This window comes from Saccharopolyspora sp. 6V (assembly GCF_020176785.1).
GTDB lineage: Bacteria > Actinomycetota > Actinomycetes > Mycobacteriales > Pseudonocardiaceae > Saccharopolyspora_C > Saccharopolyspora_C gregorii.
In genome coordinates, this window is sequence record NZ_JAIUKB010000031.1 from 26,548 (window position 1) to 38,585 (window position 12,038).

General features: G+C 74.6%; 11 protein-coding genes. 5 read left to right on the plus strand and 6 right to left on the minus strand.

Annotated features, from left to right (window positions below; translation table 11 throughout):
• Nucleotides 1-105: 105 nt before the first annotated feature.
• Complete coding sequence (locus LCD35_RS07100) at nucleotides 106-969, minus strand: endo alpha-1,4 polygalactosaminidase (RefSeq protein WP_225043922.1); 864 nt, start codon at nucleotides 967-969, stop codon at nucleotides 106-108.
• Between the two features lie 328 nt (nucleotides 970-1,297).
• On the opposite strand from LCD35_RS07100, the gene LCD35_RS07105 reads away from it, so the two are divergent.
• Nucleotides 1,298-1,480 (plus strand): hypothetical protein, encoded by a 183-nt coding sequence (locus LCD35_RS07105; RefSeq protein WP_224955712.1) that lies wholly within the window; start codon nucleotides 1,298-1,300, stop codon nucleotides 1,478-1,480.
• A 6-nt stretch (nucleotides 1,481-1,486) separates the two neighbouring features.
• Here the strand turns inward: LCD35_RS07105 and LCD35_RS07110 are convergent, their stop codons facing one another.
• Nucleotides 1,487-2,773, minus strand: coding sequence for an MFS transporter (locus tag LCD35_RS07110; RefSeq protein WP_224955713.1), 1,287 nt, complete (start codon nucleotides 2,771-2,773; stop codon nucleotides 1,487-1,489).
• Between the two features lie 819 nt (nucleotides 2,774-3,592).
• Between LCD35_RS07110 and LCD35_RS07115 the strand changes: the two genes are divergently transcribed.
• Entirely contained in the window at nucleotides 3,593-3,754 is a 162-nt protein-coding gene (locus LCD35_RS07115) for a hypothetical protein (RefSeq protein WP_224955714.1), read from the plus strand.
• Nucleotide 3,755: 1 nt separating this feature from the next.
• Here LCD35_RS07115 and LCD35_RS07120 read toward each other — a convergent pair whose 3' ends face one another.
• On the minus strand, nucleotides 3,756-4,634 hold the full coding sequence (locus tag LCD35_RS07120) for a diacylglycerol kinase (protein ID WP_225043923.1): 879 nt from the start codon (nucleotides 4,632-4,634) through the stop codon (nucleotides 3,756-3,758).
• Nucleotides 4,631-6,232, minus strand: a complete 1,602-nt coding sequence (locus LCD35_RS07125) for an FAD-binding oxidoreductase (protein WP_225043924.1) — start codon at nucleotides 6,230-6,232, stop codon at nucleotides 4,631-4,633. Before LCD35_RS07125 ends, LCD35_RS07120 begins: the two co-directional genes overlap by 4 nt.
• A gap of 17 nt (nucleotides 6,233-6,249) precedes the next feature.
• Between LCD35_RS07125 and LCD35_RS07130 the strand changes: the two genes are divergently transcribed.
• Nucleotides 6,250-6,816: a TetR/AcrR family transcriptional regulator gene (locus tag LCD35_RS07130; RefSeq protein WP_224955717.1), complete on the plus strand. Its 567-nt coding sequence runs from the start codon at nucleotides 6,250-6,252 to the stop codon at nucleotides 6,814-6,816.
• A gap of 5 nt (nucleotides 6,817-6,821) precedes the next feature.
• Nucleotides 6,822-8,327 (plus strand): glycerol-3-phosphate dehydrogenase/oxidase, encoded by a 1,506-nt coding sequence (locus LCD35_RS07135; protein ID WP_224955718.1) that lies wholly within the window; start codon nucleotides 6,822-6,824, stop codon nucleotides 8,325-8,327.
• 63 nt (nucleotides 8,328-8,390) lie between these two features.
• Here the strand turns inward: LCD35_RS07135 and LCD35_RS07140 are convergent, their stop codons facing one another.
• Entirely contained in the window at nucleotides 8,391-9,221 is an 831-nt protein-coding gene (locus tag LCD35_RS07140; protein ID WP_224955719.1) for a PmoA family protein, read from the minus strand.
• On the minus strand, nucleotides 9,218-10,339 hold the full coding sequence (locus LCD35_RS07145; protein ID WP_224955720.1) for a Gfo/Idh/MocA family protein: 1,122 nt from the start codon (nucleotides 10,337-10,339) through the stop codon (nucleotides 9,218-9,220). Before LCD35_RS07145 ends, LCD35_RS07140 begins: the two co-directional genes overlap by 4 nt.
• A gap of 274 nt (nucleotides 10,340-10,613) precedes the next feature.
• Between LCD35_RS07145 and LCD35_RS07150 the strand changes: the two genes are divergently transcribed.
• On the plus strand, nucleotides 10,614-11,996 hold the full coding sequence (locus LCD35_RS07150) for an MFS transporter (protein ID WP_225043925.1): 1,383 nt from the start codon (nucleotides 10,614-10,616) through the stop codon (nucleotides 11,994-11,996).
• The last annotated feature ends 42 nt before the right edge of the window (nucleotides 11,997-12,038 follow it).

A 12,038-nucleotide genomic window follows, 5' to 3' on the forward strand; every position in this document is an offset into this window, starting at 1 on the left:
AATCGCCCGGCACCGCCGCGGACTCCGCCCGGAGGGCCCAGCCCGAGCCGCGACGATCCCGCACCACCGCGTGCTCCCGCGCCGCGACGGGAGCACCGGGCCCGCTCAGCAGTGGTCGAAGACGTGGGCGGGGTCGGTGGGCGGCACGAGGTCGTGGTCGCGCAGGGTGGTGGTGGCGGGGGTGGCCGGGTCGGCGCAGACGTCGGGGAAGGTGCCGCGGAGGTCGTCGGCGTACTCGACGTCGAGCACCGCGCCGCCGTAGTGCTCGGCGTAGTCCGCGCACTCCTCCCAGCGGTGGCAGCTCTCGGTGATGGCGAAGTCGTAGCCGACCTCGTCCTTGCCGCGGGCGCTGAGCTCGGCCGCGTTCTTCTGCGCCACGGCGAGGCCCGCGCGGTGGGCGGCGTCGACCAGCAGCCCGGCGAACGCGAGGTTGTCGTCGGCGTCGAGCGCGCCGTCGGAGCGGGTGTAGGAGTCGAGGTTGTCCAGTTCCACCGAGTCGAAGCCGCGGGTGGCGCAGTCGGCCACGGTGCCGCCGATGATCTCGGCGAGCCGGATGCGGTGCTGCTCGGTGGAGGTGTCCAGCAGGAGCTCGTCCGGCCAGCCCGGGTCGACCACCGGTTCCCCGTCCGGCCCGGAGAGCACCAGGTCGCGCCGCTGCTCCAGCCACAGCTCGCGGTCGGCGGGCTGGGTCTGGAAACCGTTGACGTAGCAGATGTTGTGCAGCCCGGGCGCCGGTTCCGCGGTGCTGTCCCTGGTCACGACGGTGACTCCGGCGGGCGGCGGGTAGGCGCCGCCGAGCTGGTAGTCGTGCACGCCGCCGACCGGGGGTGCGGTGCGGGCGGGGCCGGTGGGGGTTTCAGCGGCGACCTCGCGCACCGCCGCCCGCTCCGGTCCGGTCCCGCAGGCCGTGAGCGCGAGCACCGCCGCGCCGAGCACCGCACACCGCTTGGCCACCGGAACGCAGCTCATCCGACCCACTCCTCCACCGCAGGCGCGGTGCTGGTCACCGCGACGCCGGAGATCAGCATAGATCGGGCGGGCGGGCCGTCCGGCTCGGTCGAACCGCAGCCGGTGAACGCCGCACCGGCGCCCCGCCGCCCGGACGAGCGGGCCGTGCCGCCGTCGCCCGTTCGGCCCAACCGGGAGGTCCGCGCGGCCGATGTCGCAGATTTCGCCCTGCCGGTCAAGGAATCGGTCCTGACTCCACTCGAAGGGTGGGCGCGGGTCGGGGTCGCGTCATGGGGAGCGGCGCCCCCGGTCCCACTGCTCGCCCCATCGACGACGCAGGGAGTGTGCGATGCACGAGGAATTGGTCGACCGGGTTCGCTGGCTGGTGGACGAGCAGGCGCCGCGGGACCCGGAGGTGGCGGCGGTCGAGCTGGACCTGCTGATCGCCAGGTTCGGCCGGACCGAGATCGCGGCGGCGCTGGCGATCGTGGCCCCGCTGGAGATCGCGGGGCTGGTCCGGCACGGTCTCTGACCCCGCTCACCTCGCCCGCGCGCGGCGCGGGCGCGCGACCGCTCGCCCCCGGGATCGGTCGGGTCCCGGGGGCGCGGTGCGGTCCAGGTGCCGGTAGACGAAGGCGGCGGCCAGCAGCGCGACCGCCAGCACCAGCCACGGCGCGGTGCCGGACACCGCGAACAGCACGGTGTTCAGCCCGGGACCGACCGCACCCGCCACTCCCCACACCAGCTGGTAGCAGGCGCCGTAGCGACCGGCGGCGGACCCACCGGCGAAGTCGAGGACGATGACCATCGCCACGGCGCCGAACAGCGCCTCGCCGAGGCTGAACACCAGGACCAGCACCACCATCAGCAGCGCCGCGGTCGGCACGTCGCGGCCGACGAGCAGCAGGAACCCGGCGAGTCCGGCGGCGATGAGCACCGCGGACCGCGCCATCAGCCGCATCGGCGCCCGGCCGCTCCCCCACCGCAGCGCGACGGGCTGGAACGCCGGGATCGCCAGGCAGGACAGCACGTAGGCCACCGGCGGCAACCACAGCGGCATGCCCAGCCAGCGCAGGTAGATCGGCAGGATCGATTCGAACGCGACGCTGGCGAGGGTGAGCGCGAGGGTGGCGCCGGTGAACGCCAGGAACCGCCGGTTCGCGAACACCCCGCGGTAGCCGCCGGTCTCCACCGCCGTCGTGCCCCGGTGCCGGGGGAACCGCGTGCCGAGGCGCCAGAACAGCACGCCCGCGAACGCGAACCCGGCGGCGTTGAGCAGCGGGATCGCCGTCCAGAACGCCGGGCCGAACCAGCGCTCCAGCGCGGCGCCGACGGCGACGGCGAGGGCGCCCAGGCCGAGCCCCATCGTGCGCAAGCTGTTGAGCAGCGCGAAGAACCGCCGCCGCGCCTGCTCGTCGGAGGTGATGCCCGCGACGAGCCCGCCGTGCGCGGCCCAGTAGAGCCGGTCGCCGAGGCTGACCCCGAACGCGATCGCCACCACCTGCGCCGGGCCGTCGGCCCACAGGTAGGCGGGGAACACCAGCGCGCGGATCGCGCAGCTCAGCACCGCCGCCGGGTAGGGCCCGACGCGGTCGGCGAAGCTGCCGGCGGCGAGCCCGCCGAGGACGAGCGCGGCCACCGATCCGGTGCTGAGCGCGGCTCCGGCCGCCGACAGCGGGATGCCGCGCCCTTCGGTGAAGTACAGCAGCGAGAACGTCACCCACACCCCGGCGCCGATGGTGTCGACGACCATCGCGGTGAGGAACGCGCGGGATCCCGCCCGGCGCGGTGGTTCCGCGGTGCCGGGCCGGTTCGCCTGCTGCATCGGTCTCCTCCGGTCACCGGTGTTCCGCCGCGCACCGGTGGCGCCTCGCGGATCCGGTGCGGCGGTCCGTCCCCGGGCCTCGGCGGGAGGTCACGACGCGGTGCGGTGGGGCCCGGGTGATGGTGGGCCGCGACGGCGCCGTCGGGCCTGTTCCAGGGCGCGGTCGGGCGTCCGCCGATTCCGGGTCGGTCGGCGTTCCCGGTCGGGATCGAGGAATGCCGCTGCTGATCGCCGCCGCGCGCCGCTTCACGTTAACCGCGGCGGAAGTCCTGATCCAGGAATGTCACACCCTCGGATCAACGATCGCGGAGAATTGAGATGGGGGCGGGAGAACGGATATCGTCGCACCCGCGCGGGAAATCATCGTCGCAGCTCAGATCGTCTGCATCGCGCATCGCGACAACGTTTCCAGGACGCTGGATATTCGCGCCGATGCATCGCGAACCGCATTCCGGACGCATTCTTCCCGCCCGCCGGAAAAGGCCGCACAACGCGGAACGCGCCACTCGTTCCCGGTGCACCGGGCGACGGTTCCGCCGCCACCTCCCGCACCCCGGCGTCCGCGACCGCGCGCGCCCGGAGATCGATCAAGTTCCACAGTGGACCCGCGGGGCGGGTTCCGGGCCGCACTGCGGTCCACCTGCGGCAGGACCCGCCCCGCTGGGACAACTTGACTCGTCAAGCAGGCGTTTTCCCCGACGCGGTCATCAGCCGCCGCGTCCGCGACCGGCCACAGTGGCGCGGAGGCGGCGCGGACCGGCGACGACGAACCCGGTACCGCTGCGAATGAGACGATCTCCGTCCCTTACCCTCTCGCTCGTGAGGGAAGAACGAACTCTGCTGCACGAACTGGTCGACAAGCTGCCGGACGACCGGCTGGGTCAGGCCGTCTCCCTGCTGGAGAAGCTGGTCAGCGTCTCGCTGCGGCGCAACTTCAAGACCGACGACAAGCCGGAACCGCAGGACCAGCGCTGGAACTAGGTCAGGACGGGACCAGCGCGGTCGCGGCGCGCGGGACGCACTCGCACACCAGCGGCAGCGGCGCGAACCGCTCGCCGTCGGCGTACCCGACGACGTCCGGGGCGGACAGCCGCACCCGCCGCGCCCGGTAGGTCGTGACCTCCGGCCGCGCGACGTGCGTGCCCGGGTAGATCCTCGGCAGCAGCCGCACCAGCCGGGCTAGCGGAACCGCACCGAGGACGGTGACGTCGAACAGCCCGTCGTCGGGTACCGCGCCCGGGCAGACCCGCATGCCGCCGCCGTAGCTGGCGCCGTTGCCGACCGCCACCAGGACACCGCTGGTGGACACCCGTTCCCCGTCGAGCTCCAGCTCGTAGTGCAGCGGCCGCAGCGCCGCCAGCTCGGCCACCAGCGCGAGGTTGTAGCGCAGCTTCCCGCGCGGCGAGCGCAACCGGTTGGTGCGCTCGGTGACCTTCGCGTCGAAACCACCGGCGAACACGGTGCCGAACCAGCGGTCCCCGGCGCGCCCGAGGTCGATCGGGCGCGCCACCCCGTCCAGCAGCACGCGCGCCGCCGCGATCGGGTCGTGCCGCGGGACCCCGAGCATCCGGGCGTGGTCGTTGCCGGTCCCGGACGGGATCACCGCGAACGGCGTGCCGGTGCCCGCCACCGCCTGCAGCGCCAGGTTGACGATGCCGTCACCGCCGCAGGCCACCAGCGCCCCGGTTCCCGCGGCGACGGCCCGGTGGGCCAGCGCCTGCGCCTCGGTCGCGTCCCGGCCGACCAGGACCCGCACCGAGACCCCCGCGGCGCGCAGGAAGCGCAGCGCGCGCACCGCGGTCGCGGCGCCGCCGCCCTGCCCCGAGCGCGGGTTGACCAGCAGCGCGACCTCGTCGATCACGGGATCAGCTTGCCGGGGTTGAGCACGCCGACCGGGTCGACGGCGGACTTCACGGCCCGCAGCACCTGCGCGCCGAGCTCCCCGATCTCGTCCACCAGCCACGGCCGGTGGTCCAGGCCGACCGCGTGGTGGTGGGTGATGGTGGCCCCGACCCGGCTGATCGCCGTGCCCGCCGCCTCCTTCGCCCGCCGCCACTGCCGCACCGGGTCCTCGGCGCGGGCGCAGACGACGGTGAAGTACAGCGATGCGCCCGCCGGGTAGACGTGCGAGAGGTGGCAGAGCACCAGCGGCGGCGTGCCCTGCTCGGCCAGCGCCTCGGTCACGGCGTCCTGCACGGCGGCGCGGGTCTCGGCCAGCCGGGACCAGGTGGTCGCCGTTTCGAGGGTTTCGGCCAGCGCGTTCACGTCCAGCAGCGCGTCCCGCAGGTAGGGGCCGTGGTAGCGGCCGTGCGCCCAGCTCTCGGCGGGTTCGGCACCGAGCGGTTCGCCACCGGCCTCGGCCAGCAGCGCCCGCGCCCGCGCGGACACCGCCACCCGCGCGCCCTCGTACCGGGTGATCAGCAGGCAGCCGCCGGGGCCGCCGCCCTCTCCGACGTCGTGCGCCGCGGACAGGTTGATCCAGGTCTCGGTCTCGTCGGACAGCCGCGCGACGGTGGGCAGCGCCTCCTCCTGCGCCAGCCGTCGCAGCGCCGCCGAGCCCGCGTCGAAGTCGGGGAACGACCAGCCCTCGGACTCGACCTCGGCGGGCAGCGGGTGCACCCGGGCGGTCACCTCGGTGATGATCCCGAACGCGCCCTCCGAGCCGAGGAACAGCTGCCGCAGGTCCGGTCCGGCCGCCGAAGCCGGCGCCCGGCCCAGGTCGAGCTCGCCGCTCGGGGTCGCGACCCGCATCCGCAGCACCGCGGCGTCGAACCGGCCGTAGCCCGCCGAGGCCTGCCCGGAGGAGCGGGTGGCGGCGAAGCCGCCGATGCTGGCGTGCTCGAAGCTCTGCGGGAAGTGCCCGAGGGTGAACCCGTGCTCGGCCAGCAGCGCTTCCGCTTCGGGCCCGCGGAGCCCGGCCTGCAGGGTCGCGGTGCGCGAGTCGGCGTCGACGGCCACCAGCCGGTCCAGCCGCCGCAGGTCGAGCGAGATCAGCGAGGTGAAGCCGCCGCGCTCGGGTTCCACTCCCCCGACGACGCTGGTGCCACCGCCGAACGGGACCACCGCCATGCGGTGCTCGGCGCAGCGGCCGAGGACCGCGCACACCTGGTCGTGGTCCGCGGGCAGCACCACCGCGTCCGGTGCGGCCCCGGCGTCGCCGGCGCGGCGGCGCAGCAGGTCGGGCGTGCTCTTGCCGCCGGAGTGCAGCAGCCGGGTCTCGTCGTCGGTGCGGATCGCGTCGTCGCCGACGATCCCGGCGAGGGCTGCCCGGGCCTCCGCGGGCAGCCGGGTCTCGCCGAGGCGCACTTCGGAACGGTCCACCGAGGGCGTGTCGCGGTGCTCGACGCCGAGGAACGCCTCCAGCAGGCCGCGCACCTGGCCGGACACCGGGGTCGCCGCGTCGGCGGTGCCCCAGGCGTTCCAAGCCAGGTCCGGGGTGCGGTGCTCAAGCTCAGTCATGCGTTACAGTTTTACACATGACGTCAAGTCGTAACGACGAGGCGATCCTGGACGCCGCCGCGCAATGCGTGCTCGCCGTCGGGATGCGCCGCACCACCCTCGCCGAGATCGCCCGCCGCGCGGGCGTGAGCAGGCCGACGGTGTACCGCCGCTGGCCGGACGTGCGGACGCTCTCGGCCGACCTGCTCACCCGCGAACTCGTCGCGCTGCTGCCCGCCGACGCCGGGGACGGATCGCGGGCCGACGGCGTCGAGCGGATCGTGCGCACCGCCTCCGCCGTGCGCGACCACCCGCTGTTCGTGAAGGTCCTGGAGACCGATCCCGAACTGCTGATCACCTACGTGTTCGACCGGCTCGGCACCAGCCAGCACCGCATCCTCGACGTCCTCACCCACGCCATCCGGCACGGGCAGCGGGACGGCTCGATCCGCGCGGGCGATCCGGACGAGCTCGCCGCGATGGTGCTGCTGCAGGTGCAGTCCGCGGTGGTCTCCGCCCGCATCGTCTCCGACGTGCTGCCACCGGACCGGCTCGACGAGCAGCTGCGCGCCGCGCTCGACGCCTACCTGCGCCCCGAGGAGTGACAACGATGACCGCGCTGAACGCCGCCCGCCGCACCCGCGAACTGTCCGAGCTCGCCGAGAACCCCTCGGTGGACCTGCTCGTCGTCGGAGGCGGGGTGACCGGCGCCGGAGTCGCGCTGGACGCCGCCTCCCGCGGGCTGCGCGTGGTGCTGGCCGAGAAGCACGACCTCGCGTTCGGCACCAGCCGCTGGAGCTCGAAGCTGGTGCACGGCGGATTGCGCTACCTCGCAACCGGCAACGTCGGCATCGCCTACGAGAGCGCGGTGGAACGCCGGGTGCTGATGGAACGCACGGCACCGCACCTGGTGCGCCCGCTGCCGCAGCTGCTGCCGCTGGTCGCCGGGATCGGCGCCGGGCGGGCCGCGCTGGTCGGGGCCGGATTCGTGGCCGGGGACCTGCTGCGGCGCGGCTCCGGCACCGCCGGGTCGACGCTGCCCGCGCCGCGCCGGGTCTCCCGCGTGGAGACGAAGCGGATGGTGCCCACCCTCCGCCACGACCGGTTGCGCGGCGGTCTGCTGTCCTGGGACGGGCAGCTGGTGGACGACGCGCGGCTGGTCGTCGGGCTCGCGCGCACGGCCGCCGCGCACGGCGCGACGGTGCTCACCCGCTGCGCGGCCGAGCAGGTCACCGGCGAGGGCGCGGTGCTGCGGGACCGGCTCGGTGGCGGGGAGATCGCGGTGCGCGCCCGCTCCGTGATCAACGCGGCCGGGGTGTGGGCCGGCGAGGTGGCGCCCGGCCTGCGGCTGCGGCCCAGCCGCGGAACGCACCTGGTGGTCTCCGACGAGCTGTTCGGCGGTCTGGGCGCCGGGGTGACGGTGCCGGTCCCGGGAACCTCGAACCGCTTCGCACTCGCGCTGCCCGCGGGGAACGGCCGGGTCTACATCGGACTCACCGACGAGGAGCAGCACGGCCCGATCCCCGACGTGCCCACCGCGAGCGAGCAGGAGGTCGAGTTCCTGCTGGACACGGTGAACTCGGTGCTGGCGCGGCCGATCCGGCGGGACGAGGTGCTGGGCACCTACTCGGGGCTGCGCCCGCTGCTGGACGGCGGGGAGGGCTCCAGCGCGGACCTCTCCCGCGAGCACGCGGTGCGCACCGGCCCGGACGGGGTGACCAGCGTGGTCGGCGGGAAGCTGACCACCTACCGGAAGATGGCGCAGGACGCGGTGGACGCCGCCGCGATCGCGCGGAACCCCTGCCGCACCCGGAACCTGCCGCTGATCGGCGCCGCCACCGCGGCACGGCTGTCCGCAGTGGACGCTCCCCGGGACCTGGTCGCCCGCTACGGCACCGAGGCGCCCGCCGTGGTCGCGGCGGCCGACGGCGATCCGCGACTGCTGGAACCGATCGCGGGCCTGGGCCTCCGGCCCGCCGAACTCCGCTTCGCCGTGCGCAACGAGGGAGCCCTCGACGTCGCCGACCTGCTGGACCGGCGCACCCGGGTCGGCCTGGTCCCGGCGGACCGGGAGCGGGCCGTCCCGGCCGCCGAAGCGGCGCTCCGGGCCGGCTGACCACCGCGCCGCCCGGCCCGAGACGGGTTCCTCGCCGCCGCACACGGCGAGGAACCCGACCCCTCATCCCGATCCGGGAACGCGCTCCCGCGGATCGGTCTCGGCCCACCGCCGCGCGGCGGCGCAGTCCAGCTCCCCGTCGGCGACGAGGACTCGCAGCCCGCGCACCAGCACGGCACCGGGGGTGAGGACCACGGGCTCCCGGGGCGCCAGCTGCGCCCCGACGCCCGGGTAGTCGCGGGTGCGCACGAACCACGGGTCGGGTTCGGCGGCGGCGAACACCAGGGTGTGGTCCCGCCCCGCCCAGGCGAGCCAGGGCGCGGTGCTGCCGTGCACCTCCGCTTCGCCCGCGGCGTCGGCGGTGAACGCCTCGCCATCGCCCGGCAGCCGCCAGAAGAACCCGCCGTACCCGGCGCCGGAGCGGCCGTTCGTGGCGGGGCTGCCGATGCGCACGTCCCGCCCGGTGGGGTTGGTGAGCTCGGTGCGCACCGCCAGCTCCCACCCGTCCGCCGCGGGAAGGCTCCACAACCGGCGCCGCTCGTCGAGCAACGGGCTCCCGTCCGGCGCGCACCAGCGCAGCCGTTGCCGGAGCTCGTTCGGGCGGACCGCGTCGAAGCCGAGGTGCTCGATCCGCCCGTGGTCGGCGCGGTGGACGTAGCCGCGGCCGCGCAGGTAGGTGGCACCGCCCCACAGGTTCCAGCCGTCCACGTCCTGCGCCGCGAGGGAGAACCCGAGGTGCCACGGGTGGTCGGCGGGCCGCACCGCGGTCACCTCGGTGCCGCGCAGGGTGCGGACGGGGTGCAGGTGCGGGCGCGGGCCGAGGTGCGCGGGCAGTTCGGCACCGCCGTGGTACTCGGCGACGACGGCGCCGCCCAGCCGCAGGTCCGCGATCACCGGGCCACCTCCGTGAAGTCCACTTCGGACAGCAGCCGGAGCTCGTGCGCCGCGCGGAGGACCGCCGCGTCCGCGCCGGGCACCACGCACCGCGGGTGCGGCCCGCTGCGGTCGATCCGGTGCGGGATCGGGCGCGGTTCGGGGGCGAGCCGCACCGCTTCGAGCACCCGCATGAACGGCCGGGCGGCCGCGGGCGGGACCAGCAGCGGGACCGCCGGGTCGCGGACGTGCGCCACGAGGTTGGCCAGCAGTCCGGTCGTGCCGTGCTCGGATTCCCGCACGCCGCCGCCGGATTCGAGCCGCAGCCTGCCGGTCCGGTATTCGAGGACGAGGCGGCCGCCGCTGCCGTGCACCACCACGTGCGGCTCCACCTCCCCCTCGGCGCAGAGCGTGCCCGCGACGACGATGGTGGTGCCGCGCGCGGTGATCATCCGCAGCCCGGAGGTGTCATCGGCTTCGATGGGGTTCGCCCGGTGCAACCGGACCTCCAATTCGCGTGGCGGCTCGTCCCCGCCGCCGTCGAGGGCGAGCGCGGTGGCGGTGGCGTGCGCGAACGGGTTGGTGAGCGCGCCGTCGACGACCGGTATGCCGTCCAGGGTCCGGCGACCGGCCCAGCGGGCGCGGGCGTAGTAGGCGGCGTCGCGCCGCCACGCCCCGGCCGCACCGATCCCGAGGACGTCGCCGACGGCGCCCTCGGCGAGCAGCCGGCGGGCGTGCGCGAGGGCGTGCGAGCCGAGGCTCTGGAACCCGATCTGGCAAGCCCGCCCGGTCCCCGCCAGGTCGGCCACGAGCCGGTCGAACTCGGCGAGCGTCGGCGCGGGCGGTTTCTCCAGCAGCACGTGCGACCCGGATTCGGCGGCCAGCACGGCGAGCGCGGCGTGGGTGTGGATGGGGGTGCACACGATCGTCACGTCCGGCCGGACCCGCGCCAACAGCGGGCCGAGCTCGGCGCCCACCGGCACGTCACCGATCAGCTCCCGGTCCGCCGCGGTCGGCGGCACCGGGTCGCAGACCCCGGCCAGCCGCACGCCGGTGCCGTGCAGCCGCCGCAGTTCCCGCAGGTGCCAGCGGCCGTGCCCGTGCAGGCCGGCCAGCAGGACCGTCGTCGTCCGGGTCATCGATCCTCACCACGAGTGGGCGTCACCGGTGCGCATCGTAGCGAGCTCGGCACGCCGCTGGAAAGCGCATTCCGAAATCGTTGCCGATGTGGATCGCCCGCGACGAGCAGCGGGAAAAACCGGGTGTTGACACCGAATCCCGCTGCCGGTTCCATCTGGAAAGCGCTTACCCAGACTGCGTCCGCCTCGATCCCTCGACCGGTTCGGCCGCATGGCGGCCTGCGCCCCGCTGAACGGAACAACGACGTCACCGCAGCACGCCGAGGAGGCACCCGTGAGCAGCGACACCGGAGGCAGATCCGCCGAATCCCGCGGCACGCCGCGGAAGGCGGCGGCCAGCGGCTGGATCGGCAGCGCGCTGGAGTACTACGACTGGTTCGTCTACGCGCAGGCCGCCGCGCTCGTCTTCCCCACCATCTTCTTCCCCGAAGGCGACCCCACCGTCGCGCTGGTGTCCTCGCTGGGCACCTACGCGGTCGGCTACGTCGCCCGCCCCATCGGCGCCGTGGTGCTCGGGCACTGGGGCGACCGACGGGGGCGCAAGAACGTGCTCGTGCTGGCGATGCTACTGATGGGCCTGTCCACGTTCGCCGTCGCGCTGCTGCCCACCTACCACCAGGTGGGGATGCTCGCGCCGGTGCTGCTGGTGCTGCTGCGGTTCGTGCAGGGATTCGCGGTGGCCGGGGAACTCAGCGGCGCCAGCGCCATGATCGTGGAGCAGGCGCCGTTCGGCAGGCGCGGCTACTACGCGAGCTTCAGCCTGCACGGCACCCAGGCCGGCCAGGTCATCGCCGCCGCCATGTTCCTGCCGCTGTCGGCGTTCCTCAGCGACGAGGCCTTCGACGCGTGGGGCTGGCGGGTACCGTTCCTGCTCAGCGCCGTCGTCGTGTTCGCCGGATACCTGATCCGGCGCCGCGTCGCCGAGAGCGCCCTGTTCGAGGAGGAGCGGCAGCAGCGCCGCCCGCAGCGGGCGCCGATCGTGCAGGTGCTGCGCGAGAGCGGCGCGGACGTGCTGCGCGCGACCTGCATGACGCTGGTGAACGTGATCGGCGTGGTCGTGTCGGTGTTCGGCGCCGCCTACGCCACCCAGCCCGGGTACGGCATCGAGATGGACAAGAGCGTCTACCTGTGGATCCCGGTGGTGGCGAACCTGGTGGCGCTGCTGTTCATCCCGTGGTTCGCGAACCTGTCCGACCGGTTCGGCCGCCGGCCGCTGATGATCATCGGTTCGCTCGGGTCGGGGTCGTTGTCCTACGCCTACCTGTGGTCGGTGGGCCAGGGGAACGTGCTGCTGACGGTGGTGCTGGCGATCCTGGCGTGGGGAGTGTTCTACCAGGTGTGGAACGCGACGTTCGCGAGCTACTTCCAGGAGCTGTTCCCGGCCCGCACCCGGGTCACCGGGTTCGCCATCGCGCAGAACCTCGGGCTGGCGATCACCGCGTTCCTGCCGAGCACCTTCGCGCTGCTCGCCCCTCCCGGGTCGGCGAACGTCCCGCTCGTGGTGGGGTCGCTGTGCTTCGGCATCACCGTCCTCGGCGCGGTGGCGGCCTGGTCGGCGCGGGAGACGCACCGCTTCCCGCTGGCCGACCTGGGGGCGAAGGACGCCCGGCCGCTGCCGAAGGAGGAGTTCGACCGGCTCCGCGCCCACTCCCGCTGACCGGGCGGACGGACCGCCGCACCGGCCGGGTGGGCCGTCCAC

Excerpts from the sequence above, each read along its gene's own strand:
- LCD35_RS07105 (WP_224955712.1), top strand. The coding sequence starts at position 1,298 with ATGCACGAGGAATTGGTCGACCGGGTTCGCTGGCTGGTGGACGAGCAG.
- LCD35_RS07125 (WP_225043924.1), bottom strand. The coding sequence starts at position 6,232 with ATGACTGAGCTTGAGCACCGCACCCCGGACCTGGCTTGGAACGCCTGG.
- LCD35_RS07135 (WP_224955718.1), top strand. The coding sequence starts at position 6,822 with ATGACCGCGCTGAACGCCGCCCGCCGCACCCGCGAACTGTCCGAGCTC.
- LCD35_RS07145 (WP_224955720.1), bottom strand. The coding sequence starts at position 10,339 with ATGACCCGGACGACGACGGTCCTGCTGGCCGGCCTGCACGGGCACGGC.
- LCD35_RS07100 (WP_225043922.1), bottom strand. The coding sequence starts at position 969 with ATGAGCTGCGTTCCGGTGGCCAAGCGGTGTGCGGTGCTCGGCGCGGCG.
- LCD35_RS07130 (WP_224955717.1), top strand. The coding sequence starts at position 6,250 with ATGACGTCAAGTCGTAACGACGAGGCGATCCTGGACGCCGCCGCGCAA.
- LCD35_RS07110 (WP_224955713.1), bottom strand. The coding sequence starts at position 2,773 with ATGCAGCAGGCGAACCGGCCCGGCACCGCGGAACCACCGCGCCGGGCG.